Source organism: Halorussus halophilus, from assembly GCF_008831545.1.
In the GTDB taxonomy this organism is placed as follows: Archaea; Halobacteriota; Halobacteria; order Halobacteriales; family Haladaptataceae; genus Halorussus; species Halorussus halophilus.
In genome coordinates, this window is the sequence record NZ_CP044523.1 from 527,334 (window position 1) to 553,237 (window position 25,904).

24 protein-coding genes are annotated in these 25,904 nt (G+C 62.6%); 14 read left to right on the forward strand and 10 right to left on the reverse strand.

Translation table 11 applies throughout. The features are described from left to right. The first annotated feature begins 101 nt into the window (after positions 1-101). Entirely contained in the window at positions 102-605 is a 504-nt protein-coding gene (locus F7R90_RS02505) for a DUF302 domain-containing protein (RefSeq protein ID WP_158055708.1), read from the forward strand. A gap of 261 nt (positions 606-866) precedes the next feature. On the opposite strand, the gene F7R90_RS02510 is transcribed toward F7R90_RS02505, so the two are convergent. After that, positions 867-2,489 carry a transposase gene (locus F7R90_RS02510; RefSeq protein WP_158055709.1) on the reverse strand — a complete coding sequence of 541 codons (1,623 nt, stop codon included), beginning with the start codon at positions 2,487-2,489 and terminating at the stop codon, positions 867-869. Positions 2,490-2,595: 106 nt separating this feature from the next. Next, positions 2,596-3,186, reverse strand: coding sequence for a hypothetical protein (locus tag F7R90_RS02515; protein WP_158055710.1), 591 nt, complete (start codon positions 3,184-3,186; stop codon positions 2,596-2,598). Between the two features lie 112 nt (positions 3,187-3,298). On the opposite strand from F7R90_RS02515, the gene F7R90_RS02520 reads away from it, so the two are divergent. After that, positions 3,299-3,937, forward strand: a complete 639-nt coding sequence (locus F7R90_RS02520; RefSeq protein WP_158055711.1) for an ArsR/SmtB family transcription factor — start codon at positions 3,299-3,301, stop codon at positions 3,935-3,937. Between the two features lie 378 nt (positions 3,938-4,315). Here F7R90_RS02520 and F7R90_RS02525 read toward each other — a convergent pair whose 3' ends face one another. Continuing rightward, a complete protein-coding gene (locus tag F7R90_RS02525) occupies positions 4,316-4,726 on the reverse strand; it encodes an SPW repeat protein (RefSeq protein ID WP_158055712.1) in 411 nt (136 codons plus the stop codon). Between the two features lie 146 nt (positions 4,727-4,872). On the opposite strand from F7R90_RS02525, the gene F7R90_RS02530 reads away from it, so the two are divergent. The 4 genes from F7R90_RS02530 (at position 4,873) to F7R90_RS02545 (ending at position 9,692) form a co-directional block, all read left to right on the forward strand. Further along, the gene (locus F7R90_RS02530) at positions 4,873-5,685 is read left to right on the forward strand and encodes a DUF63 family protein (RefSeq protein ID WP_158055713.1); all 813 of its coding nucleotides are present in this window, start codon (positions 4,873-4,875) and stop codon (positions 5,683-5,685) included. A gap of 85 nt (positions 5,686-5,770) precedes the next feature. After that, positions 5,771-6,685, forward strand: a complete 915-nt coding sequence (locus F7R90_RS02535; protein WP_158055714.1) for a carbohydrate kinase family protein — start codon at positions 5,771-5,773, stop codon at positions 6,683-6,685. Between the two features lie 117 nt (positions 6,686-6,802). Then, positions 6,803-7,534 (forward strand): nucleoside phosphorylase, encoded by a 732-nt coding sequence (locus tag F7R90_RS02540; RefSeq protein ID WP_158055715.1) that lies wholly within the window; start codon positions 6,803-6,805, stop codon positions 7,532-7,534. A gap of 616 nt (positions 7,535-8,150) precedes the next feature. Next, complete coding sequence (locus F7R90_RS02545; protein ID WP_158055716.1) at positions 8,151-9,692, forward strand: HPP family protein; 1,542 nt, start codon at positions 8,151-8,153, stop codon at positions 9,690-9,692. Positions 9,693-9,695: 3 nt separating this feature from the next. Here F7R90_RS02545 and F7R90_RS02550 read toward each other — a convergent pair whose 3' ends face one another. Continuing rightward, a complete protein-coding gene (locus F7R90_RS02550) occupies positions 9,696-10,853 on the reverse strand; it encodes an NAD-binding protein (protein WP_158055717.1) in 1,158 nt (385 codons plus the stop codon). 124 nt (positions 10,854-10,977) lie between these two features. Between F7R90_RS02550 and F7R90_RS02555 the strand changes: the two genes are divergently transcribed. The 4 genes from F7R90_RS02555 to F7R90_RS02570 all read left to right on the forward strand — a co-directional run bounded on the left by F7R90_RS02555 (position 10,978) and on the right by F7R90_RS02570 (position 15,048). Continuing rightward, on the forward strand, positions 10,978-12,246 hold the full coding sequence (locus F7R90_RS02555; protein WP_158055718.1) for a potassium channel family protein: 1,269 nt from the start codon (positions 10,978-10,980) through the stop codon (positions 12,244-12,246). Further along, the gene (locus tag F7R90_RS02560) at positions 12,243-13,412 is read left to right on the forward strand and encodes a potassium transporter TrkA (protein WP_158055719.1); all 1,170 of its coding nucleotides are present in this window, start codon (positions 12,243-12,245) and stop codon (positions 13,410-13,412) included. Before F7R90_RS02555 ends, F7R90_RS02560 begins: the two co-directional genes overlap by 4 nt. Positions 13,413-13,468: 56 nt before the next feature. Beyond that, positions 13,469-13,744 (forward strand): ubiquitin-like small modifier protein 1, encoded by a 276-nt coding sequence (locus F7R90_RS02565; protein WP_158055720.1) that lies wholly within the window; start codon positions 13,469-13,471, stop codon positions 13,742-13,744. A 77-nt stretch (positions 13,745-13,821) separates the two neighbouring features. Next, positions 13,822-15,048, forward strand: a complete 1,227-nt coding sequence (locus F7R90_RS02570) for a hypothetical protein (protein WP_158055721.1) — start codon at positions 13,822-13,824, stop codon at positions 15,046-15,048. Positions 15,049-15,058: 10 nt separating this feature from the next. On the opposite strand, the gene F7R90_RS02575 is transcribed toward F7R90_RS02570, so the two are convergent. Then, a complete protein-coding gene (locus F7R90_RS02575; protein ID WP_158055722.1) occupies positions 15,059-15,973 on the reverse strand; it encodes a GNAT family N-acetyltransferase in 915 nt (304 codons plus the stop codon). A 9-nt stretch (positions 15,974-15,982) separates the two neighbouring features. Next, positions 15,983-17,224, reverse strand: a complete 1,242-nt coding sequence (gatD, locus tag F7R90_RS02580; protein ID WP_158055723.1) for a Glu-tRNA(Gln) amidotransferase subunit GatD — start codon at positions 17,222-17,224, stop codon at positions 15,983-15,985. Positions 17,225-17,793: 569 nt separating this feature from the next. On the opposite strand from gatD, the gene F7R90_RS02585 reads away from it, so the two are divergent. Beyond that, positions 17,794-18,303 (forward strand): hypothetical protein, encoded by a 510-nt coding sequence (locus tag F7R90_RS02585; RefSeq protein WP_158055724.1) that lies wholly within the window; start codon positions 17,794-17,796, stop codon positions 18,301-18,303. A gap of 43 nt (positions 18,304-18,346) precedes the next feature. Here F7R90_RS02585 and F7R90_RS22795 read toward each other — a convergent pair whose 3' ends face one another. From F7R90_RS22795 to F7R90_RS02600, 3 genes are all read right to left on the reverse strand, one after another. After that, the gene (locus F7R90_RS22795; protein ID WP_158055725.1) at positions 18,347-19,180 is read right to left on the reverse strand and encodes an ArsR/SmtB family transcription factor; all 834 of its coding nucleotides are present in this window, start codon (positions 19,178-19,180) and stop codon (positions 18,347-18,349) included. Between the two features lie 62 nt (positions 19,181-19,242). After that, on the reverse strand, positions 19,243-20,196 hold the full coding sequence (locus F7R90_RS02595) for a DUF7096 domain-containing protein (RefSeq protein WP_158055726.1): 954 nt from the start codon (positions 20,194-20,196) through the stop codon (positions 19,243-19,245). A 105-nt stretch (positions 20,197-20,301) separates the two neighbouring features. Further along, a complete protein-coding gene (locus tag F7R90_RS02600; RefSeq protein WP_158055727.1) occupies positions 20,302-20,955 on the reverse strand; it encodes a DUF1405 domain-containing protein in 654 nt (217 codons plus the stop codon). A 198-nt stretch (positions 20,956-21,153) separates the two neighbouring features. On the opposite strand from F7R90_RS02600, the gene F7R90_RS02605 reads away from it, so the two are divergent. The 3 genes from F7R90_RS02605 (at position 21,154) to F7R90_RS02615 (ending at position 22,345) form a co-directional block, all read left to right on the forward strand. Next, entirely contained in the window at positions 21,154-21,510 is a 357-nt protein-coding gene (locus F7R90_RS02605) for a DUF5802 family protein (RefSeq protein ID WP_158055728.1), read from the forward strand. A 63-nt stretch (positions 21,511-21,573) separates the two neighbouring features. Continuing rightward, a complete protein-coding gene (locus tag F7R90_RS02610; RefSeq protein WP_158055729.1) occupies positions 21,574-21,846 on the forward strand; it encodes a hypothetical protein in 273 nt (90 codons plus the stop codon). 88 nt (positions 21,847-21,934) lie between these two features. Beyond that, positions 21,935-22,345 carry a hypothetical protein gene (locus F7R90_RS02615; RefSeq protein WP_158055730.1) on the forward strand — a complete coding sequence of 137 codons (411 nt, stop codon included), beginning with the start codon at positions 21,935-21,937 and terminating at the stop codon, positions 22,343-22,345. A 30-nt stretch (positions 22,346-22,375) separates the two neighbouring features. Here the strand turns inward: F7R90_RS02615 and carB are convergent, their stop codons facing one another. Beyond that, positions 22,376-25,519 (reverse strand): carbamoyl-phosphate synthase large subunit, encoded by a 3,144-nt coding sequence (carB, locus tag F7R90_RS02620; RefSeq protein ID WP_158055731.1) that lies wholly within the window; start codon positions 25,517-25,519, stop codon positions 22,376-22,378. Positions 25,520-25,904: the final 385 nt, after the last annotated feature.

The following is a 25,904-nucleotide window of genomic DNA, read 5'->3' on the forward strand; positions in this document are numbered from 1 at the left end:
ATTGACGACTCGTATTCGAGCGTTCGGGACACGCTTTCCGATTTCCTCGCCGTAACTCTGCGTATAACTAACGCCTCGTCCGTGGTTCAGTGGGTCGGACTATGCAAGACACGGAACGACGCGCGTTCCTCAGAGTCGCCGGACTCATGGGAGCGATGGGATTCGCGGGGAACGTCGCGGGACAGGAGACGACCACCGCAGACGGAGAGCAAACGGAAAACGGCCTCGTCACCGTTTCGAGCGACCGGAGCTTCGACCGAACGCTGAGCGACGTACAGACCAACATCGAACTGAACGAGAATCTGACGCTCATCGAGGTCGTGGACCACGCCCAGAGTGCCGAGCGATTCGGGATGGACCTCAGACCGACGACGCTCCTGATTTTCGGTAATCCCCGACTGGGGACCCAACTGATGCAGGCCGAACAGACCGCGGGTATCGACTTGCCACAGAAGATGCTCGTCTGGGAGGCCGACGACGGGTCCGTCTACGTCACCTACAACGACCCGAGATGGCTGGCCGAGCGTCACGGCATCGAGGGCCAAGAAGACACGCTCAACGCGATTTCGAACGCGTTAGAGTCGCTGGCGACGAGCGGGAACTGAGAGCGGAGACGGTGCAAACACCTCCGTAAACCAATTAACGCAATATCAATTCTTCAATGCTTCGGGCGAACCACAGTTTCGGAGGATGGGCTAGCTTTGGGTCACATCTCCGTCGAGTCGTGGTTCTTCTCACCGGCCAAGGGTCAATATCGAACCTTCACGAGCTTAACTGTCGGATAGACGCGAGAAATTGCGTGGATTCCCGCGCTGCTGAATAGTGTTGCCACTCCCGAGCAGCAGACTCAACGAAGGCTCAGCCGGTTAATCGGGCGGAATCAACGCCGAGGCAACGATCTCGACACACTCACCCGCGGTCAACACGGGCGCGTAGTCCATTTCGCCGTCGACGCCGGCTTTCAGCAGGAAATCAGTGAGTCGCCAGATATTGTAGAGCAACACCGCGAACACGAAATAGAACAGCCGCACGCGATAGTCCTTCGAGGAGGTCCTCGCCAGAAAATCACCCTTGATGGACTTGTACTCGTTCTCGATCTGCCAGCGACGACTATAGCGCCGACAGAACGTCTCGGCCTCATCCGGCCCGACTCGGAGATTCGTCGCGAACACCGTGGTCCTCTCGCCACTCGTCGATGGGACGTACAGAAACCGCATCGGATGCGAGCCGGCCTCGACGTGGACGGACGCGGATTCAACAGCGATCTCCTGGTCGTCCTCGTCCATCCGCTCGATCACCCCGCGTTCGGAGCTGGTGATGCGCTTTGGGATGAGGTAGTTCACACTTAGGTTCGAGAGCGTCTGGAACACCCGCATGGAATCGAACTCGCGGTCGCAGAGGACTGTCTCGATGGGGACGTGATCTTTCGCACGCTGGACGAGCCGCCGGACAACGCGGTGGATTTGGTTCGACGGGTTCTCATCCCACGCCGAGCTCTCTCGGACTGGTTCAATAGCCAAGACGAGCGGGATGTTCTGCCCGATAACCGAGAGCGTCGCGAACTTGAACGCGCGACGCTCGCCGTCTTTCGTGCCGCTTACCATCGGCATCTCCTCGACATCCCCGTAGTACGGGATAGTCGTGATATCAATCGCAGCGGTCACTGGACGGCGAAAGGATGCTTCGGAGGCGATAGCCGAAAGCAGGCGATCGCTGGCCCGATCGAACCCCTTGATTAGGGAATCGGGCTCAAACTGCTTGACTGCCCGCAGATGTGTGTCTCCGTGGGGACCGTATTCCTCGCCCCGTCTGTACTGGAAGCGAGCAGCACCCTGAGCCGTCCCACAGCCGACCATCCCCATGAACGTCTGGAGCTCAAAAAACCGCGTGTCCTCATAGGTGGCGTTCTGAGCCCGCCCTGAGTTGAACCCGTCGAAGCCGTGGTCACGGGCGAGACGTGTGGCCTGATGGATCTGCTCGTCGGAAAACTCTCGCCCGGCAGATTCATCGTCCTCATCGGCAGGTTGTGACTCGTCTTCTCGGTCAGTGATCTCCTCCTTGGGGCGAACAGCAGAGACAGATGGGCCGTATTCATGGATCTCTTTCACGACGAAGTGGGCGGCGGTGGTCACGAACTCGCGGACATCACCGTCAAACCGGTTACGCCACGTCCGTGAGAGTACGGACTCGTCAGGGACGTGATCCAGACCGAACGCATCAGCGAGTTCTTGGTACTGGGCAAGGGTTCGATAGCTGTCGCCCGTGATCTCTCGGTAGATGAACAGTCGAATCATCCCAAGGAACGAATCGGGTGCTGGGTGCCACTCAGGATACGAGTCATCGAGCGTTCCACTTCGGATCGTCACCTCGGTCACGCTTGTCTGGAGTTGATTTCCATCTCGGAGAGATCCCCGTATTTCGATCCCGGCTTTGTAAGCGTCAGTCTTGAGGGCATCTCGTTTACGGTAGAAGTCGGAGGAGTCTTCCATCGGACGGCGATTCTAATAATAGTGTTTCAAAGTGGCCGAGTTTCGAGCATGACTAACTGAGCCAGGGTATGTAGACAGGAGACTGCGGTTCGTTCAGCGAATTTGGTTATTGCTCCAACTTGAAATTGAATCCCCACACACCAACATCTCCCAAATCACGTTGCATCCGATATTCGCCCGGGTCTGGACAGGTGCCGTTTAGTTCCCCATCGACGCCAGCAATCGCGTACGATCTCTTCGTTTGCTCACCTGCTTTGAGAACAGTATTCTTGATTCCATCAGCTCGAACGAACTGATCGACTCGTGCACACCCACTGGATATATCTATCAATTGCGCTCGCACTTCCTCTTCTAATCCGATCACGAGCCCGCCGGTCTCTGAATCATGAACACCTTGGGGAAAGGGTAGATCACTGACTCCCCCTGCATAGGACCAACTAACGGTTTCATCACCGGTGTTTTTCACAGTAATCTCTACTATCGGCACTTCTGCCGTGCTCAGTCGATCGTTTGATACGGTGACCTCGAAAGACAGTGGTTCGGGAGCGTTATCCACACTGGTCAGTGAAAAATGCATTGGCACCTCTTCTGAGCCATTTGTATTAGGGCCACTCGCGTCGGTGATAGCGCTAATGCAGCCACTCACGGCGACGATGGCAGTACTACCTACACCAGCCAGGAACTTTCGTCGGTTCATATCTCCCCGTTGGAGCCCCTGTTAAATGACCACTGGCCAGACTCAAGTGGCCACTTTAGCGAGGGGAAGGGCCAAAACTACGGGTTACAACTAGAGGAGAAAGGACCATCCAATGTCTGAGAACACCCAACAGGAGGAAACAAAGAGCGCATTCCCACTTCGCTGGCCAGTCACCGTTCGTACGGACCAGGAGGCACGTCTGGTTGAGATTAGTGATGAGGGTGCGACGGCAGTGTTTGACACGCTTACATCAGAAACCGCACGGCAACTACTGAGTCGCCTCCACGATGAACCACAAACTGCGTCCGATCTCGCCGAATCTGTCGATACGTCCGTTCAGAACGTCAAATATCACCTACAGAAGTTCGAGGATGTAGGACTTGTCAAAGTCGTTGATCACTGGTATTCCTCTCGTGGGACCGAAATGAAAGTGTATGGCCCGTCAGATAACGCGCTCGTACTATACACTGGCATGGACCTAGACAGCACATCTTTGCGTGATGGCTTATCACGAGTTCTTGGTGCTGTCGCTCTGCTCGGAATTGCCAGTCTCTTCGTTGACTATCTTGTTCAGATGCTTGCCGCAACACCTAGGGCACCACCAACCAGCGATACCCCTGGTGGTAGTTCTCCCCCCACAAATCCAATCGGGTTTGAGATTATGGACATAATGATCTCTCCAGGGATGGCATTTTTCGTGGGCGGCGCATTCGCTCTCGGAGTTGGACTTCTGTGGTGGTATTGGCGATAGTGAGCGTGTCATAGAATCCGGCTCGTGCCCTGAACTCCCTCTTCGCAGATTATCTTCTTATTCGTGCGCTCGATTTGGTCTGGATATCTCTTGTAGCTGGTCGCGTGCCGAAGCGTCCCTAGCCTAGAAGTGTAGGAACCCACAGAGGAACATCTAATCTTCACTAGAACATACCTTGGAAACAAGGCACACAACAATTCCATCCTCCGAGGTTGTGGGGCGAACGAGGTCCGAGGAGGGCTGCTGTCTGGCGCGCTGCACGGAGATTCTCGGCTCTTCGGCCGTTACTTACTCATGAAGACGAACTGACGAAGGACGTGATTGGCGGAATGCACAACTAGCAACGCAAGCGCGTTCCCGAACAAAAATCGAAGTCGGTTATCGGCTCTCCGGTTCTGCCGTCGTCGTGCGACGGGCCGTTTCGCGGGCCGCGTAGGCGTTGTATCCCGCGAGGACTGCGACGAGCAATCCGCTGATTACGTCGCTCCAGAACGACGCCGCGCCGGTCGTCTCGAAGAGGAACGGCGCGATTATCATCCACAGACCGAGCAGTGCGACGAGCCCGGACCAACTCGCGCTGATGCCTTGGCTACTCGACTTGACGGCGTTGTAGCCTGCAATCGTAGCGATGGCACCCCCAACGATGACGTCGTTCCAGAAGTTCGCCTCCGGTATCGGGTCGAAGACGAACACGCTGACGAGTAGCCACGTACCCAGCAGGGCGGCGACGGCCGAAATCCAGCCTTGCGTGTTACTCGTCTGCCGTGTTTCGTTCGTTGTTTCGCTCATTCTCTCAACCCCCATTCTAGTTGGGGCCGAAACGACATAAATAGAGCGGGTACTTGATAGCTAAGGCCGCGTACCGCGAGTCTAGCGTTCCCGTGGGACGAGGAGCGACCGCAAACCTTTCAGGTTCCCGCTTCGCCACTGTTTCCATGATACTCCCAGAGGGGTTCGCACTCCCGCCGTTGCAGTACCTCGTCCCCCTGCTCGCGGCGGTCGCACTGGTCGGGTGGTCGCTCGCCCGGAGCGACCCCACTGTCTCCGACCGGACCGTCCTCGCACTCGCGCCGTGGGTCCTCGTCGGGTCGAGTCTGCACGTCCTCTACGTCGTCGAGTGGGTCCCCGAGAGCGTCGCTCCGCTGTTGGGCACGCCCTCGGTGTATCTGACGACGTTCGTCGCCGCGGGCCTCGTCTGGCTGGCGGCCCTGAAGTCTGATTCGCCCGTCGAGCATAGGCTCGCCGTGAGCGGTCTCACAGTCGGTGTTCCTATCGTCGGCTACGCGCTCGCCCGTGGCGATAGTACGGGGACGGGACTCCAACTGTTTTGGCCCAGTGTCGGGTTGGTGGCCGCGATTATACTGACCGCGCTAGCGTGGGCCGCGACTCGCCAGCAGTTCCCGGACGTAGCGGCCGCGACGGGCGCAGTCGGCGCGCTCGCGCTGTTCGGCCACGCGCTCGACGCCGCTTCGACTGCGGTGGGCGTCGATGCACTCGGCTTCGACGAGCGAACGCCTCTTTCTGCCGCCATCCTCGAAATCGCCGCCGACCTGCCGACTGCGGACGTACTGGGCACCGGGTGGCTGTTCGTTCTCGTGAAGCTCGCTATCGCCGAACTCGTCGTCGTCCTCTTCGCAGATTTCGTCCGCGAGGACCCCACGGAAGGCTACCTGCTACTGGGCGCCGTCGCGGCCGTCGGTCTCGGTCCGGGCGCTCACAATCTACTGTTGTTCGCCATCGCGGGCTGATTTCATCGGACCCCACAGTATTTTCACCGCCGGGTACATACGGAGAGGATATGTCGCTCGTCAATCGCCGCCTCCGTCGTCACGCATGGTCGAGGTAGTCACTGCCGGGCACGTCAACTGGGACGTGACCCTCCGCGTGGACGCGCTCCCCCAACCGGACGGGGAGGCGCGAATCGACTCTCAGCGCCGCTCCGGCGGCGGCAGTGCGGCAAACGTCGCCGTCGCGCTCGCCGGAATGGACTTCGAAACCGGACTCGTCGGGAGCGTCGGCGACGACGAGAGCAGTCACCTCGTCCGCCGCGAACTGAAGAACGCAGGCGTCGATTGCAGTCACTTGCTTGCAGTGACGGACGGCGAGACGACCACGAAGTATCTCATCGTAGACCCCGCTGGCGAGGTGATGGTCTTGGGCAACGAGGGTGCCAACGAAGCCATCGAACCAGCGGACGTGGACCCGGAGTACGTCACGCAGGCGCGACACCTCCACCTGACGAGCCAACGCCCGGACACGGCCGCCCACCTCGCGGCAGTCGCCACCGAGGCGGGCCTGAGCGTCAGTTTCGACCCCGGCCGCCGCCTCGGCGAGCGCGACTACTCGGAGGCACTCGCGTACTCAGACATCGTCTTCCTCAACGACCGCGAGGCCCGCGAGATTCTGGACAAGGACCTCGAATACCCCTCTTCGGAACTCCACGGTCGCGTCGTCGTCATCAAGCACGGCGGCGACGGCGCACAGGTTGACACCCCCGGTTGCTCGTACGCTCACCCCGGCTTCGACGCGGAAGTCGTGGATACGACGGGTGCCGGTGACGCCTTCGCGGCCGGATTTCTGCGAGTACTGTTGGAGTCGGAGGGTCCCATCGGCCCGGACGCCGAGTACGACCGGGCGCTCGAATTTGCGAACGCCTGCGGTGCGATGGCCGCGATGCGAGAGGGTGCGCGAACCGCCCCGACGTGGGCAGAAGTGGGTTCGTTCTTGAACGAGCAGTATTCGGGTTAGTCTCTGTAGGCTAGTCTGATTCGAGGCGAGTGGGACGCGCTCGACAGGTACGAGTGAAGCCGAACAGTGAATCTCGAACCCGCACGCTTTTTCTCCCGCTCCCGAGAAACTGCCCGTATGGCGAAACAGCCCCATCTCCTCGTCGAAGAGGGCGACGTAAACGACATCGCGCTGATTCCGGGCGACCCCGGCCGCGTGGACCGCATCGCTAACCTCTGTGACGACTCGGAGGTCGTCGCGCAGAACCGCGAGTACAAGGTCGTCAACGCCACCTACGAGGGCACCGACCTCACCATCTGCTCGACCGGTATCGGCTGTCCCTCCGCGGCTATCGCCGTCGAAGAACTGAGTGCCGTCGGCGTCGAGACGGTCATCCGCGTCGGGACGACCGGCGCGCTCCAGTCCGACATCGAAATCGGCGACATGATCGTCGCAACAGGTGCGGCGAAGAACGAGGGCACGAGCAAGCGCTACGAGGCCGTCGAGTACCCCGCTGTGCCGGACTACGGCGTGCTGACCTCGCTCGTGGACTCTGCGGAAGCCAACGACGAAGACATCCACGTCGGTCCCATCGCCAGCGACGACGCCTTCTACGCAGAAACTGACGAGTACGTCGAAGACTGGGAGAAAGCCAACATCCTGTCGGTCGAGATGGAAGCGGCGGCCGTCTTCTCGCTGACCCGCCGCAAAGGCATGCGCGCCGGAGCCATCTGCACGGTTGACGGCAATCTCGTCGCGGGCACGCAGAAGGGTGAGACCGAAGACGAGGAACTGCCGGAGAAGGCCAAGAACAACGTCGAGCGCGCGATTCTGATTACGCTCGACGCCGTGGTCGAACTCGCGGAATAGCGTCCTGAGTCGGATATTTTCGAGTTGGCGATTTTCGAGTTAGTGATTCACCATCGGCGCGCGCCGTCGGACCCCTGTGGTCCGACGAGTCGCGCGAGGGATGAGCAGTGAGCGCAGAAGACGTGACCGCTTCGGGTCACGTCTTCTGAACCCGAACCGCGCAGTCGGCTGGGGAGGGTGTGGCCGTGGCGGTGCGGTTGCGGTCTCATCGGTTTCGGGAGTAGCTAGCGTCTCTCTCTTGCGTATAGAATCTGGCTTGCTTGTGTCTAACTTCGCTGACTTGCACTCTCTTCGGTGTCGAAGAACAACACTACTGCCGGTGCCTATGAGAAACCGCACAGCACCGCAACCGCACACGAAACCTCGCACGAGTCACTCCTGTCGTCGCTCCCGCATGTCGAGTTGGTACTGAAAATTGCATCGTTTGCATACCCGAGACCCTCATTCCGTTCGCGCCTGCTCGCGGCTTCGCCGTTCGCATCGAGGTTCTCTCCCCTCCGAGAACCTCACGCCTCGCGGTTTCACCGCTCGGACAAACGAGGTCTTCACTTCGTTCAGACCTCGCGCCTCGCACCGATAGACAGACATTTACTCCCCCGTAGCCCACATTCCGACAATGTTGGACGGACTGCGTGACCGGTATCACGCCGTCCTGCGGCGGGCGCGACGGTTCGAGCGACGCGAAGTCGCCGAGTTTCGACGGTGGTTGGAACACACCACGAACCTCATCCACCTGTCGGTGCTGCTGTTGGTGCCACTGCTCATCGCCGTCGTCACGTGGTTCTCGCAGGCGCTTTCGGTCGTCTCGTTCCTGCTGTTCCCGCCGTTGGCCTCCGGTACCTACACGCTCTTCGCGGACCCCGAAGGAAAGTACGCCTCGCCGACGAAGTTCGTCGGTGGGATGACCGCGGGAGCGGTCTGTGGGTGGGTCGCACTGCTGATTTCGGCGAACCTCCACCGCGTCGAGCCCTCACAGCTCAGCCCTCATGCTAGTGGTGCCGCACTCTCGATTCTCCTTACTGGTGCCGTCACGTGGGCGCTCGACCTCGAAGAGCCGACCGCCTTCTCGACAGCCCTGCTCGTTCTTATCACCGACGCGGCCGTCGGCGAGATTGCGGAGGTGACGATACTCTCCTCGACGGTGACCGTCGGCGTCTCGGGGGCGTTCTCCTACGTGGTGAGCGTCGCACTCACCAGCGGGTTCGTCGCGGGCGTGTTCGTCCTTTGGCGCGACCACTTCTACGAGCAACGTTCGCGCTACCTCTACCAGTCCACGAAGGGCGACGACCACGTGCTCGTGCCGATGCGGGGCGACCGGGCGAGTTCGGCCGCGATGTTCGGCGCGCAACTCGCGGCGGCCCACGACGCGGGCAAGGTCGTCCTCTTGGACGTAGTGGACGAGGAGACAGTCAAGACGGTCGCCGAGACCGGAGACGAGTCCGACGGCACCGACGACGACCAACCCGAACTCGTAGACGCCGAGACCGTCGAAGCAGAGGGTGCAGCGGCCGAAGCGGTGCAGGTCGCAGACGAATCGGCGAAACGCCTCGAAGCGGAAGCCAACCGCATCAAGACTCGTGTCGGCGTTCCGTGCGAAGTGGTCGTCGCGGGCGACGGAGCCAACACTGCATCGACGGTTCTCAAGACCGCCCACGAGACGAACTGCGACCTCGTCGTCGCGCCGTACGAAGAGCAGAACGGCGGTCTCTCCCCGTTCGTTCGCGGACTCTTCCGCGGCGACGTGGACACCATCGCGTTCCGCTCCGCACCGGAGAGCGACGGGCGCGAGCGGTGGAAACGAGTCCTCGTCCCGGTTCGACGCGCGGGCGACACGGCCCACGCGATGATAGACTTCGCGCGCCGGTTGACGGGCCTCTCGGGAAGCGTCGGCGTCTGTACGTGCATCGACCGGGAGGCCGAACGCCGCGCGACCGAGACGAAACTGGCGAACCTCGTCGAGACGTTCGACGGGTCGTTCGAGACGCGCGTCTCGCGGTCCTCAATAGAGTCGTTCCTCTCGGCCAACGACAGCCACTATGACCTCGTAATCATGGGGGCGAGTACCGACCGCTCGACTGCTTCGCGGTTCATCTCGCCGCCGACGTTCGAGCGACTCCACGACTTAGAATGCGATGTGGCGGTCGTCCACCGGGCGTAGGAATTAGTCGCTGCGCTCGCCTGCTAAGCGGTCTGCGACGTCTTCCATCTCGTCGTCGCCGAGTGCCGAACGCACGAGCAGGTGGCCGATGATGTTCGGACTGATGACGGTGTCCGCACCAGCGCGCTTCAACTTCTTGACGTTCTCCTGTTCGGCAGCGCCCGCGACGATGCGAACGTCCGGATTCAGCTGCCGGGCGGTCAGCACTGCGAGCGCGTCGTCGGCGTCGCTACTCGTCGCCGCGATGACCGCCCGTGCGTGGTCGATGCCCGCCCGATTCAGCGTCTCCTCGTCGCTCGGGTCCGCGTCGAGGACTTTGATGTCGCGTTCGTCGAGTTCGGCTCGAACCTGGTCGTCCCGGGTGACGACGAGGAACTCGGACTCGTCGCCGAGTCTGTCGAGTATCGATTCGGTCAGCAATCGTCCGTAGCCGAGGACGATGACGTGGTTCTCCAGCAGTTCGAGTTGTGAGTCTGTCATTCTTCCGAGTGCGCTCGCGAACCGTGATTCGATGGCGGGACCGAGTAAGGTACCGAGCGCGAGCGCGAAACTCGCGGTCCCCAAGACGACGACGGAGATGCCGAACAGGCGGCCCTCCGGCGTTTGAGCCGTCACGTCGCCGTATCCGACCGTACTGGACGTGACGATGGCGTAGTAGAGGGCGTCTAGCGGCGTGTATATGCTGTCGAACTCGTCGCGGAGCGCGTACGCTCCGACGGTGGCGTACACCTGCACGCCGACGAGCGCCAATCCCGCTGCGAGTTGTGACGTCGAGAGTTGAATCTCGCGGTCGAAGCGGTGGCGATTCCGAACGACGAACGGGAACGCGACTGCGGAGAGAGCGACGAGCGGATAGGAGAAGTCGGACGCTTGCATGACTCCCTGAATCGCCGTCATCGGCAGGAGCAGGACCGTCGAATACCACGCCGCACGCAGCCCTCGGCGCATCCCGAGCGCGCTCGCCAACATCAGAAAGCCGGTCAGCGCGCCCGTAAACCCGGCTATCTGGCGGAGCATCTCCGGAACGAACGGTGCGACTAGCTGGGACACTTCGTTCGTCCCGATTTTGGCGACGCCCGTGGCGACGGAGAGGAGCGCGACGGCTAACGTCAACCAGATGGTAAGCTGGACGCCGTACCGTTCGCGCCGCGTCACCTCCATACACGTCCCTGTCCTCGGCATCGGTGATAAACTGTCGGACTCCGGTCGGTTCTGAACGCTCGAATCTCGACGAAGTCGGCGACCCGTCGATACATCTTTACGCCCCGTCTGCAACCCCGAAACAATGGCTCTCGGTTCGTCGCTGCCCGTGCAACTACTCCTCGGCATCTATCTCGGGGTGCTGACGGCGGTGGTGCCCGCGCTGGTGGCGTGGACGCTCGGTTTCACGTTCAAGTACTTCACCGGCGTCACGCTCCCCGGATTCGGTGTTGTCGTCCTCGGCGTCGCGCTCGCTGGCGTGCAGGGCGGTCTGCTCGGCCTGCTCGAACCACAAATCGTCGCCTCGCCCGCCGCGCTCGTCTCGGCGCTCGTCGTGATGATGGCGACGCTCTACGCCCACGCGCAGGGCGACAAGATGGGCGCAGAGTTCCCGCGCCGACTCACCCTCCGCGGACTGCGAGAGCGCAGTCTCTCGGCCGACGTAGTCGAGCGGGTCGGGCGGTTCGGCAACGTCCGCGTCCGCGTCACCGGCGAAGTCGGCGACGTAGAAGGGTATCCCTCGCTCCCGGCCGACCTCCGAACGGCGATTCGGGAGCGCGAGTGGACGTTCCCCGCAGACCTCCCGCTCTCGGAGTTGGCGGCGCGACTCGAAGAGCGACTCCGAACCGACTACGACCTCGCGGAAGTCGCTGTGGACATCGACGAGCGCGGCCGGGCGACGGTCAGTGCCGCCCCACCTGTCGGGGCGCTCTCACGTCGCGTCCCGCAGGACAAGCGCGCCGTCTCTGTCTCGGCGCTCGTGCCGACCGGACTTGCCCGTCGGGACGAAGTGACGCTCTCACTCGCCGAGGAAGATGGCGAAATAGACGACGAAATAACGGGTACAGTACTGAGCGCGAAGTCAAACGGCGCGGGGAACGCGGGGTCGAACTCTCAAACTGTCCCGACCAAAATAGTCGGCGACGAGTCTGAGGGGGACGAGAGAGCGCAGAATGCAGTCGCCACGACACCTGCTCAGCAGGCAACTGGAGGTGACGGCCGTGTGACCGTCGCTGTTTCACCAGCGGACGCGACCACGTTGCTCGATGCGGAGTCGCCCCGTCTCCGGGTTCGCGCTCGCGGTACCCGCCGGGAGTTCGAACTGCTGTCGCTGCTCCGCCGAGACGGCAAACGAGTCCGCCGAGTGAAAGTTCGTGACGACGGCCCGCTGGCCGACCAGACGGTCGGAAGCGCGACGTTCCGGTCGGCGTACGGCGTCGCGGTGCTGGCAGTTCGACGCGGCCGTGACTGGACGTTCGCGCCGGGCGGAGCGACCCCACTGTCGGACACAGAGGAACTGTACGTCGTCGGCGCGCGCTCCGCGCTCGACCGCTTCGAGGAGGTGGTCGCGTGAACCTCTTTGCGACTATCGAACGGCCGGTGATGGCGCTCGTCCGAATTCTCGGACTCGCACTGCTCTCGGGCGCAGTGACCACCTCCGTCGGATTCTGCTACCGATGGTACGCCCGCCAACGGATGCCGACTGGTCTCGCGGTTCTCGTCGGGTGTGGCAGTATCGGCATTTGGCTGAACACCTCGACTGCGCTGAGTCAGTACGTCGGTGGCGGCAACGCGGTCCCGCCAGTCGGCACCGCGCTCGTGAACGTCGCCGCGTTCGCTCTCGGAGCAGCCACCGCAGTCGCCGGTGCGCGAACAGGTGAGGCCGCGACTGGCCAGTTCGGCCGCTCCGCCGCGACCGAACTCGAAGGCGACGTGAGTCGGTTCGTGCAGGCAGTCGGCCGGTTCGTCACCGTCGAACTGCCCGAGGAAATCGAAGACATCGAGGGCTACGAACCAGTCGCACCCGAGACGAAGGCCGCGCTTTCGGGGGCGACGTATCGGTTCCCGCGGCGAATGACTGTCACGGAACTCCGCGAGCGACTCGTCGCCCGCCTCCGCGACGACTACGCTATCGGCCACGTAGACGTTGACCTCGCGGACGACGGTACGGTGTCGTACGTCGCAGTCGGCGGTCGGGCCGCCGGAATCGGTCCGACGCTCCCGCCGGGAACGGTCGCCGTGGCCGTCCGCGCCGACCCCGCGTTCAGCGCGAGTGCGGGCGACCTCGTGCAAGTTTGGGAACCGAGTGAGACGGGAGACGCCGAGCGAGTCGCTACCGCAGAGCTTCGGGCAACCGTCGGCGACGTAGCGACGCTCGCGCTCGACGCGGACGCGACGCTCGACCCCGAAACGGAGTATCGACTGGTGACGCTGCCGACGGAACCGCGCGCCGACCGAGAGTTCTCCGCCCAACTGCGGGCCGCAGACGAGACTGTCAGCGCGCTCGAACTGGACGAGGATAGCCCTCTGGTCGGTCTCCCAGTCGGAGGACTCGTCGTTGCGGTCGTCGCGGTTCGCGGCGACGCTGGCGTCGAGACACTTCCGCCGCGAGAACGCCTGCTTCGCGGGGGCGACACGCTCTTCGTCGTCGCCCAACCGGAGTTGCTTCGGAAGGTCGAGACTGCGGCCGGGAGTGCCAGTGGTGCTGCGCCGTCCGTCGTGCTGACCGACGGCGGATGACCGCTCTGCCCTGCCGGGTGAGTAACCCTCTTTGCGCTGGTGGCACAAGTTCGGGTATGCAGTGGAAGTTGTTCGCGGACCTCGCCGAAGTCGCCGGTGGAAAACACGCCGAGGTAGACGCCGAACCGGGCGATACTGTTGGGACGGCGTTAGACGAACTCGTCGCCGACCATCCCGGACTGGCCGACCGCATCTACGACGACGGCGGCGAGTTGCGCGACCACATCAACGTCCTCCGAAACGGGACGAACGTCTACAGCCAGCAGGGTCTGGAGACCGAACTCGAAGACGGCGACGAACTCGCGCTGTTCCCGCCAGTCAGTGGCGGCTAACGCTGTCCTCCTCTGCCTGCAAGTTCAGGCCGAAGTAATTACGCACTTCGGGACCGTGTGAGTTTGTGGGAAAAATCATGGGGGCACTCGACACGGACAGACAGTCACGGGTAGACGACGTACGAGAGGAAGCGTCGAACCTCCGTTCGATGCTGGAGGTACACGGCGAGAACCGCATCAAACAGTGGTTCCTCCTTCGTGGGGACCGCTGGAAAGTCGCGGTCGCACTGATGGTCAGTGTCCTGGTCGCCCTCCTGCTTCTGACGAGAGTGCAGTCTATCGAGTTGCGCCAACTGTTGACCGACACGAACACCATCCAGACGTTGTTCAATACGCTACTGAGCGGCATCATCCTGCTCGTCTCCATCGTCGTCTCTATCAACTCGGTGTTCCTCTCACAGGAGATAACCGACATCGAGAGCCAGCAACAGCGCGTGGACGCCACCGTAAACTACCGCAACCGAATCGAGGAGTTCATCGACTCGGACGTGAGTCCGGCGCGACCTGCCGAGTTCCTTCGGGTCGTGTTGGGGACCATCAACCGACAGGCCGAAGTTCTGGCCGACAGAGCGGCCGACAGCGACGAGGAGGCGTTTGCCGATGAGGCTACTGACTTCTACGACCGAGTGACAGAAGACACGAAGAACGCCGGAGAGACCCTCGAAGACGCCAAGTTCGGCACGTTCAACGTGCTGCTGGCGGGATTGAACTACGACTACTCGTGGCAACTGCACGTCGCTCGGCGGTTCAAGCGCAAGTACCGAGACGCGCTCACGGACGGAGAGAACGAAGCTATCGACGACTTGACGGACACGCTGAAGTTCTTCGCGGTCGGCCGGGAGTACTTCAAGTCGCTGTACTACAAGCGGGAACTCGCACGACTGTCGAGTCGCCTGCTGTACGTCGCCCTGCCGACGCTCGTGTTCACGTCCTACGTCCTGCTCGCGCTCGACTCGAAGCTCTTTCCCGACGTGTCGATGTTCGGCATCTCGCCGCTCGTCGTGTTCGTCAGCATCGCGTACACGCTCGCGCTCGGACCGTACCTCATCTTCACCGCGTACGTGATTCGGGCCGCGACCGTCACGCAACGAACGCTCTCGGCCGGGCCGTTCGTCCTCCAGCGAGGGACCGACGTGGGCGGCCTCGACTGGGACGGCACCGTCGAGTCCATCGACTGGGACGGGCCGTCGGAACAGAGCGAGCGCGGGGAATCTGCAGCGGAATCGGCGAGCAAGAAGGGAGAGGACGGACCGACTCCCGACGCAGAGGTCCACGCAGATCGGGAGTCGGAAGCGGACGACTAAAACTGAACTTTCAGTCCTTGGTGAGGTCTGCGCCCATCACGAAGTCCGGTTCGTCGGCGATTTCGGTTCGACAGTAGGCAACGTCGCTGACGACTTCGACCGTCTCGGGAATCAGCACGCGAGTGTTGTCGGCGTCGCAGTCCGCGGCGTCTCGCGCGATGGTGTCGAGCAGTGACGCCGCGGCTTCGGCGTCGGCCCACGCGCCGACGCCGTACTCGGCCCACCGCTCCATTTCGCCGTCTTCGTCCGGCAGTTCGTACTCCCGGACGCGGTGGGCGAATCCGCGCGTGCCGTTGGCTCCGTCTCGAACGACGAACAGTCGGTCGTCGTCCGCGGCCTCGTGGAGCGTCTCGCGGGTGAGTTCCGAGAGCGCCCACGACTCGTCGTCGTCGAGTGCGAGTCCCCGGAGGTGGTCGCGGGCCGCGCTGTCGGTCCAGAAACTCCACGCGGCGTCTGGGTCGCTCGTCGTCGTGAGGTCGGGGCTCGCGTCCGCATCGGGCGTCGGGTGCGCCCACCGGAACTCCGTAATCGGGTCGTAGCCGCTCGCCCGTGACTGGCCTAACCCGGCGGCGTTCCACGAGAAGACCATGTTCCGGAAGACGCGTGCGCCACGCTCGCGGGACCACTCGAAGAGATGTTCGGTCATCTGCGTGGCGATGCCCTCGCCACGGAATACGGGGTTGACGCGTAGACCCTGTCCCCACGCTTCCCACTCCGAGAGCAGCACGCACTGGACGACTCCAGCGAGTTCGTCGCCCGCGTCTGCTACGATAGTTAGCTGGTCGTCGCCCTCTATCCAGTCGTGGTAGATGTGGGGCAGGTAGTCGTCTCGGCCGTGGTCCGACCACGTGTCCTCGGTGAACGCGACCACGTCGTCGTAGTCGTCGTGGGTGGCCTCGCGTATCTCGATTGCCTCGCTAGCCATCCTACTCGCTTACTCCCACGGCACCGACCGCTCTTGAATCTCCCCCGCGAGCGACTCCGCGACGGCCTTCTCGGGGTTGTCGGCGTTCGCCAGCACCCACATCAGTTTGACCTTCGCGGTGCCGGGGAGCATGTCTTCGCCCTCCACGACGCCCGCGTCGAGCAGGTCGCGGCCCGTGTCGTAGACGCGGTCACAGACGCGGCCCTCGATGCACTGACTGGTCATGACAACGGTCGTGCCGGAATCGACCAATTCGCCGATGCGGTCGGCCCAGTCGGAGTGGACGTGACCCAGTCCGGTGCCCTCGATGACGAGTCCTGTCTTGCCCTCGAAGGCGTCGAGCGATTCGACGCTCATGCCGGGCGTGAACTTCAGCAGTTCGACCTCCGATTCGAGGTCGGCAGCGAGGCTGAGTTCGGTGCTTCCGCGCTCGGAGTAGTCGCGGCGGAAACTAACTTCCTTGCTGTCGTACTCCACTTCGCCCAAGGGCTTCGCACCCACTGTCTCGAAGGCGTCGCGACGCGAGGTGTGGTTCTTGCGAACCCGCGTCCCACGGTGTAGCGCGCAGTCGTCGTCGCTCTCGGAGGCGTGCATGCAGACCATGACCTCCGCGGCGTCGGCCTTGGCGGCCTCGACGGCACAGACGGCGTTCATCACGTTGTCCGAAGACGGTCGGTCGGCAGAACGCTGGCTCCCCGTAAAGACGATGGGAACCGGCGTGTCGAGCATGAACGAGAGCGCAGACGCGGTGAACTGCATCGTGTCGGTACCGTGCATGACGACGACGCCGTCCGCGCCGTTCTCGATTTCCTCGTAGACGGCCTCGGCCAAATCGACCCACACGTCGGTGGTCATGTTCTCGCTGAGGATGTTGGCGACGACGCGCCCGCGGTAGTTCGCCCGGCCAGCGAGGTCCGGCACGGCGCGAAGCACGTCTTCGGCGTCGAACTGCGCGGTCACCGCGCCGGTTCGGTAGTCTACCGTCGAGGCGATTGTGCCACCGGTCGAGATGAGCGAAATCGTCGGCAGTTCGGGGTCGAACTCCACGACCGAACTGTCGCTGGTCTCGCCCTCTTCGATGTCGTACACCTCGGTTTCGAGTACGTCTACGTCGGCTTCGTCGCGGTCGATACCGACGTTGTAGCCGCCGTCGAGTTTGACGACGAGGTTCTGGCTCGTCGAAGAGGGAAGCAGTACACCCTCGAAGGTCTGGTCGGCCCGCTCGACGCGGACCCGGTCGCCGGGATTCATACCTGCGAGTACCGCCGCGCGCGACTTGAAACCATCTTTTCGAACAGCGGGGTTGTGGGCTGGGTTGGAGGTTGTGGAACCGGGAGACGAGAGCGGGGCGAACAAATGGCGGCAAGTAAGAGGACTCACACCACGGGGGGACTGAAAGGGGCCGCGCGGTCGCGCTTGCGTGGTTGCTCGGCGACCACTATCCGCGCGGTTTGCGGATATGTCGGCGAGCGATCGCGACCGGGCGGGGGCTTTCGAAGAAGAAACTGCGGTGTCGCTGACTGCTACGTCACAACGACGAATTGTGCTGACTGCGACAGAGCAACGACGAAGGCGGTGAAGCTAGCTACTCCCGAAACCGATGAGACCGCAACCGCACCGCATCAGCCACACCTCCCCAGCCGACTGCGCTACTCACTTCGCTCCGTTGCTCGTCCCTCGCACGGAGTGGCGAGACACGCTTCGCGGTCGCGCCAGCGCGCGCCATATTTCGGTTCCGTGGTCTCCTCTTCGTTTCAATACAACCCGAACCATCCCTAGCCACGAAAAGACCCATTACCTCGGGGAACTCACACCTACCCATGCCTCAGCGCTCCGACCAGCGCGAACGCGACACGGTCGCCGACGACTTTAGCTCGCTCTTGGACGACGACGAGTCGAGCAGCCAGCGCCAGCCCTCCCAATCCAGCGAGTCCGGTCCCTCCTACTTCCAGCGCGCGAAGACCCGCGCGGGGCGGATATTCTCGCCGAAGGTGTTCCTCTCCGCGGTCCTCCTGCTCGGTGCGGGGATGGCCGCCGGGACGTTCTTCGTGCCGATTCCGCTCCTCGACAAGTTCACCGGCTTGCTCGGGGTCTTCGGCGGGGCGTTCCTGCTCGGCCTCGTGCTCGAACGCTCGACCATCTTCGAGTCCGCCGTCGCCGGTGCGGTCGTGTCCGGTCTCGTGGCGATTCTAGGTAATCTCGCGCTGACCGCGTTCGGCGACGCAGGCGTGCCTATCGGGCTGTTCGGCGCGGGCGTCGGACTACTGGCGGGTGCGCTCGGCGCGTACTTCGGCGGCGACCTGCGGAAAGGTCTGACCGAGGATATCTGAAAAGGGAGCTACTCGCTGTTGTTCTTCCATGTTGTTCTTCCACTCACTCACGCGCGAGTTCCCACTCGTCGCCTGCTTGCTGGACGACCCCGCGCGTTTCGAGCAGGGAGAGACACTCTTCGACGACCGGCATCGGAGCTTCGACCGAGCGACTGATTTCTTCGGTGTTCGTCGCGCCGCCTGCAACTGCGGCCAGCACCGCCGCGTGGAGTCGTCGCTCGCCGTTGGCGTCTAACACGTCGCAGAGGCGGTCCTGCACGTCCGCGATGCGGCCGTGGACCCATCGCTGGGCGAGCGACAGTTCGCTCTGGAGGTCCTCTAACTCGTCTAGTTCTTCCGCGAGGTCGGCGGCATCGGTGGCGTGTGTTCCGGCGACTCGCTCTTCCGCCGTCGAGCGCTCGCCTTCCTCGTCGTTCGCTTGCGGGTCGTCCATCCCCGCGTCGTCGCTCTCCGTGTCACGTACCGTCTCCGCGTCGTCTACTACTTCGCCGCCTGTCGATTCTTCGTGCTCGCGCTCCACCTCGGGCGCGTCGTCGCTCGCTCCGTACTGGACGTTCAGCGAGATGTGCCGACAGCGACTCACGTCGAGGTTCGTACTCGCCGGATAGGCGCTCTTCATGCCGAACTCGTACGGCGAGACGTTCACTTCCAACCGGAGGTTGCGCGAGATGCTGAAGTACTTACGGCGCTGGTCGTCCGTGCGACTCTCCACGAGTCCGGCGTCTTCTAACTTGCGCAGGTGGTCGATGACGGCCTTCGGACTGACGCCGAGGTATTCACTAATCTCGGTGACGTAACAGGGCTTGCGTGCGAGCAGACGCAGGATGCGTCGCCTATTTTCGTTTCCAAGTATATCGAGCAGCTCGGCGGAGTCCATTCACGGTGTCGGCTAGGCAACGAGCGCGGAAAAGGGTGTCTCTCCGTCCGAGTCCAAAACCGCTAGAACAGCGTGCCGACGAACGTACGTGGAAGCGCGCCGCCGATGGACACGCCTTCGAGCCGAGATGAGAACTCAGACGACGGCGAGTCGGTCACGTCCGCCGACTCGTCCGCGGGGCCGTTTCCTGTTCCGTTGCCCTCCACGGGATTGGTCACGTTCGCGGAGGCGTCTCCGTTGCCGACGTCGGCGGGTCGTCCACCGTTGTCGTCGCCGTTACCGTTGCCATTCCCGTTTCCCGGCGCATCGACCGGCAGGTCGCCCGTGGACCCGTTGGCCGCGCCGACGCCAGTTCCGTTCGTGCCTGCCGCCGCGTTCGCGGGCGGACCGCCACCGACGTTACCGAGACCGACGCCGGTCGTGTTCCGAGCGACGGCGGAGATTTCCGGGCCGCTCAGGTTCTTCGCTTCCTCCCGCATCGATTGGAGTTGCGAGACGTTCGCACCGACTTGTCTGGCCTTCGGGGCAGTCGTGTCGATGGCCGACTGGAGCGCGTTGATTCGTCCGAGGAGGTGGCTGAGCTTCGCCTTGTACCGGGTCTCGCTTATCTCTCCGGCTTCGTGTTGGGCGACGAGTTCGTCTCGGCGTTGCTGGAGCGTCTGTAGCTCGCCGCGCAACTCTCGCGTTCGGCGCTCTACGAGTCGAGTCTTCACCGACTGGTTGTTGGTTCCGTTGAACGCCGCGGACCACATCCCCGTTTCAACCGCACCGCCGATTTCGGCGGCACTCGACTGCATGAACGAGGAGATGTCCGCACCGAGCGTGGCGTTCTCGCTATCGTTGGCTGTCTGTTCGCTCTGGACGTTCTCGATGGAGGGCGGCGTCTCGATAGGTTGTATCGGCTCGACCGAGGGCGTCGGGGCGTCGGTAACCCCGATGGCACCTGCGGGGGAGGCGACCGCGAGGACGCTGCCGACTGTCACCAGCGCCAACAAAACGGCTCGATAGGTACTCATCACCCGCTCTTTTTTCTCCCACCGCTTAAAAAGACGGACATTCGTTCGTTCTGTTCACCGAGCGAATCGAAGGGTGGAGCATCGCCCTGAGCGTTCAAAAAGCAATTAGCGCACGCTATTCTGGTCCCGCGAAGAGAGTCGGTCGAACGCCCGAGACGCGGCCACGACCGACAGAATCGAGAGAGCGACTGTCGCGGCAGGGAGTACCAACCCTGGGTCGTAGCGCAGGGGTGGATGGTAGCCCCACACGTAATCGACGGCGTCGTTGACCAGTAGCGCGCCAAGCGCCGTCGCCAGCGCGCCGCGCGTCGTCGCACCGAAGGAGGGGAGCGCGCCCGCCTCCACGACGAACCCCAGGTGGGTCACGATGATGAACCAGTAGGCCCAGAGCGCGTCGGGTTCCCACGGGAGTCCGAAGTACTGGGAGAACCCGAGGTTGAGCGCGACGGCCGTCCAGACGCCGTACTTCACCAGCCACGCGAACGCGAACGTGTGGAGGTACGCGAGCGGTCGGTTTCTGGGTGATTCAGACACACTGCGCCCGAGGTTCGGCAGGAGCGTCACCAGCGAGAGCGTCACCAAGAACAGCGCGGCGGGTGAGTCGGCGTACAGCGGCCAGAGGTACGTCGGCACGTCCGGCATCGTCTCGACGTAGAACCGCAGGCCGACCAGCATGGCGAGGACGTTCACGGCCAGTAGCCACGCGAGGCCCGGCCCGCGTTCCAGATATTGGCGTACGAACCGGCGCGAAATCGTCATACGTTGGCGCGGGCGCGCCAGCGTCAAAGGTCTTCCCAGACCGATTGCACGTCGCGTTCGATTTTCGGACGGGGAAATCTTCTCGAAATTCGAACACTCCTAAAACAGATTTAGAACGTATTAAGTAGTGCCTTTGCACTACTATATAATCCTATCCATAGGTTTTATCTATCCCGGTGTGGTACGGTAGCGTGTATCATGTTCGAGGACTTCTCCAGCGGCTACTACCTCGGACGGTTGTACGTCCAACCGCACGACGACGAACGCGTCGTGATGCGCCGTGACCAGCACGAACACATCAACCGTCAACTCTACACGACGGGCGAGGGCGTCGAGCGACTCGACAACCCGCTCGTGATGAAAGTGGACCAGCACCACCTCGCGGTCGAAGGTGCCGACGACGTTCCGGAACGAACGCTCGTCCTGCCCCGCTCAGTGTTAGACGACACCGGCATCCGAAACCCGCCGAAACTCAAGGAAGTGCTACTGGCGAAAGCAGACCGGGCCGCTCAGATGCTCCGCTATCAGGACTGTCACCCGGGCGTCGGGACCTGAGCGATTCATTTCTCCCTTACTCGGGCAAAACCAACATATGCAGAGCGGTACGTATCCCCCTGCATGGCAAAAGAGGTCGGGAGCGGCAACTCGCTGACGTACACCGAAGTCCACGCGGCTATCCTCGGTGTCGTCGTCGGCGTCCTGTCGGGATTCGCGTACAGTACCGGTCGAACGGAGGTCGCGGTCGGACTCGCCTCCTTCTTCGTCGGCGTCTCGCTCGGCGTCGGCGGCAGTGGCGAACTTCCGGCCGCCCAACGCACGGTTCGCCGGGAACCGTGGTACGCGCTCGCGGCGTTCCTCGCGGGCGGCGTTGCGGGCGTCGTAGTCGTCTGAGACCCGTCGCAGAAGCACCCACTACCGAGGCGGTAGCGAGTGGAAGAACGAACTCGCGTGGAACAAGCACCGCTGGGACAAAAACCAGATGGCGTGGCACGACGTCGGCGACGGCTACTGGAAACCTGCGGGTCCCAGCGACGGCGGAAGCGTGAGTACGACCCACACTGTCAGCGTGACCGTCGGTTGGATGACGACCAGCATCTCCTACGGGTACAGTTGGGGGTACACCGAACCAGCCATGGAGCGAACGGACCAGTCCTCACAGTACCACGGCTACAACCAGTGGAAGTGGGACGTCCAAGACCGCTGTGACGGGTCGGTTCGGGAGAGTACGCTCGCGATGCAACCGTCGAGTACCTGTGACATGGAAAACTACGACTGTAGCATGGGTCGGCGAGACATCTGTGAAAACGAAGTCAAAGCCCGGTTTACCAGCAACTGTAGCGGCGACTGGCACGAACTGTGGACCACCTCGATGTTCTACAAGGAGTGCTGACGCGGCGAAAAACAGTACCTCTCTAACTCTCTACTGACCCCACTCTCTCTGGGTCTTCGGCCGGTCGCCGACCGACTGCACGTCGAGCGGGTCGTCTTTCGCGGCGAGCGCTTCCAGCGCGGCGCGTGCGCTCGCTTCCGTCGAGAAGTACGGCACTTCCTCTTCGACGGCCATCTCTAGGGCCTCGCGGTCGTCGGTGACGAGCAGGTCGATTTTCCCTCTCTTCAGGGCCTCCGTCACGTCGTCGAACGAGTCGAGGTCGTAGTACTCGCCGAACCCGTCGATGTCGAAGTCCACGACGGCGGTTCCACCCTCTTTCGGAATCGGCGACCCCGTGGAGTCTTGGGCCTTGTCGTAGGCCTTCCCGAAGGTGTCTGCGGTGCCCATCACTTCGCCGGTGGACTTCATCTCCGGGCCGAGGCGCGGGTCGCTTCCCGGAAGACGGTCGAACGGCAGGACGACCTCTTTGACGCTAATCTGCTCGGGGACCTGCTCCTGTGCGTCGAGTTCTTTCAAGCTATCGCCCGCCATCACCTTCGCGGCGAGTTTCGCAATCGGAACATCCGTCGCCTTCGAGACGAACGGCACCGTACGGGAAGAACGCGGGTTGGCTTCGAGGACGTACACTTCGCCATCTTGCACTGCAAGTTGGACGTTCAGCAGGCCGACCGTATCCAACGCGGTGGCGATGTCTTCGACCACTTCGCGCACGCGGGCGAGTGTGTCGTCGGAAAGCGAGCGCGTCGGAATCAGGCAAGCCGAGTCGCCGGAGTGAACCCCCGCGCTCTCGACGTGTTCCATGATTCCCCCGATGAGTACGTCATCGCCGTCGGCAACGGCGTCAACGTCTAGTTCGACTGCATCCGCGAGGAACTCGTCCACCAGAATCGGTTTGTCGGGCGAGACGCGCACTGCTTCCTCGATGTACTCTTTCAGTTCGTCGTCGTCGGACACAACGTCCATCGCGCGGCCACCGAGGACGTAACTCGGGCGCACGAGGACCGGATAGCCGATGTCGTGGGCTAGTTCGAGGGCCTCATCCTTGCTGGTTGCCGACCCACCGATCGGTTGGCTGATGCCCATGTCGTCCATCAGGCGGTTGAACCGGTCGCGGTCTTCCGCGAGGTCCATCGCCTCGACGCTGGTGCCCAGAATCTCGCAGTCCAAATTCCGGCGTGCCAACTCGTCTTCGAGCGGGTCGCCGATGTCCACGCTAGTCTGGCCGCCGAACTGGACCATCACGCCGTCGGCGTTCGTCGTCTCGATGACGTCCGCGACCTCTTCGGCGGTAATCGGTTCGAAGAACAGGCCGTCGGAGGTGTCGTAGTCCGTCGAGACCGTCTCGGGGTTGTTGTTCACTACGTGGGCGTCGATGCCTTGTTCGCGCAGGGCGCGCACCGCGTGGACCGAGCAGTAGTCGAACTCGACGCCCTGTCCGATGCGAATCGGGCCGCCGCCGACCACGACGACGCTCTCTACGTCCCTATCGACTTGGACTTCGTCTCTGCCGAGTCCCGCGCCGGGTCTGCGCGAGGAGTAGTAGTACGGCGTCGAGGCGGCGAACTCGCCCGCGCACGTATCGACTTGCTTGAAGTCGCGTTTCGGTGCGGCGGCTTCGACGGTTCCCACGTCCGCGCCAGCTTTCGCGGCGACCTGCTGGTTCGTGAAGCCAGTTTCTGCGGCTTGGGCGAAGTCGCCGTTCTGTGCGGCGACAGACGCTCCGGCGACGTTACCGAAGCGTTCGACGTACCACTCTTCGATGCCCGTGAGGTCCACTACGTCCGAGACGGTGTAACCGCGCTCGAAGGCTTCGAAGATGGCGTACGGGCGGTCGGGCGTCGGGGTTTCGAGGTACTCGGCTTCGAGCGTCTGGTCGGAAATATCCGTCCAGTCAACGTTCGGGTCGTACTCCGAGGACCTGAGAGCCTTCAGCATGGACTCTTCGAACGTCCGGCCGATGGCCATCGCCTCGCCGGTCGATTTCATCGCGGTACCGAGTTCGAACTCCACGTCGTCGAACTTGTCCTTGGGCCAGCGCGGCACCTTCGTCACCACGTAGTCGATTGCCGGTTCGAAGGCGGCGGTCGTCTCGCCGGTAATCTCGTTCTCGATTTCGTGGAGACGCTTGCCGAGCGCGACCTTCGCCGTGACTCTGGCGATTGGGTAGCCAGTCGCCTTCGAGGCGAGCGCGGAGGAGCGCGAGACGCGGGGGTTGACCTCGACGACGCGGTACTCGCCGCCGGGGGTGCCGTCGTCGCGCCACGCGAACTGGATGTTACAACCGCCTTGGATGCCCAAGTCCCGAATCACTTCGAGCGCGGCGTCGCGCATCTCTTGGTGTCCGTCGTCCGGGATGACTTGACTCGGGGTCACGACCGTCGATTCCCCGGTGTGAATCCCCATCGGGTCGATGTTCTCCATGTTGCAGATGATGACACAGGAGTCGCCCGCGTCGCGCATGACCTCGTATTCGAGTTCGACCCACCCGGAGATGGATTCGGTAATCAGGACCTCGCTGTTGCGCGAGAGGCGTAGGCCCTTCCTGACGCGGTCGTACAGTTCGTCCATCTCGTGGACGACGCCGGACCCCGACCCGCCGAGCGTGTAGGTCGTCCGGGAGATGACGGGGAGGCCGCCGACTGCATCGACGGCGTCTTCGACGCGCCCCTGTACGTCCTCTTCGCTCAGTTCGGCGACTCGTTCGTCGTCGTCCAATTCGATGGTGGTCGAGCGCGGCACCGGTTGGTCCAACTCGTGCATCCGCTGGCGGAACAGTTCGCGGTCCTCCGTCGCGTAGATGGTGTCCAACGGAGTGCCCATGATGTCCACGTCGTGCTCTTCGAGAACGCCCTCCTCGGAGAGTTCCGCCGTGACGTTCAGTCCGGTCTGGCCCCCGAGTCCGGCGATGACGCCGTCCGGGTTCTCCTTCGCGATGATTTCCGCGATGGCTTCGGTGGTGATGGGCTCGATGTACACCTCGTCGGCCATCTCGGGGTCGGTCATGATGGTCGCCGGATTCGAGTTGACCAGCACGACTCGCGCGCCCTCCTCCTGTAGCGCGCGGCACGCTTGTGCCCCAGAGTAGTCGAACTCCGCGGCCTGTCCGATCTGAATCGGTCCACTCCCGATGAGCAGGATGGTCTGCCCTTCGCCAGCCTTGGTGTCCTCGGTCATCTGTTATACGTTCGAAGTTCGTTCATCGTAATAAGTCCGACGATAGATTGCGAGTTCCGTAATGGAATTTCGAATATCGGAATTTGGGTATGGTTGGCACGGGGAGTGAGTGTCGGACAGGGCGGAAAGTGGTCGGAAACGGCCGGTGAGACAATCCACGGGAAACGGCCGGTGGACCATATGGAGGGTGGGACTGAAAGGGGCCGCGTGCTAAACGAACCCCGACGAAGCAAGCACCGCAGGCTTAGCCAAGGAGCGCAGCAAGTCGCGGGAGTTTAGCGAGCGGGGGCTTTCGAAGAAGAAACAGCAGTTGTGCTGATTGCTACGTAGAAATACCAAACCAAGAGGAAGCTAGCTACTCCCGGTGCCTAGAAGACCGCACCGC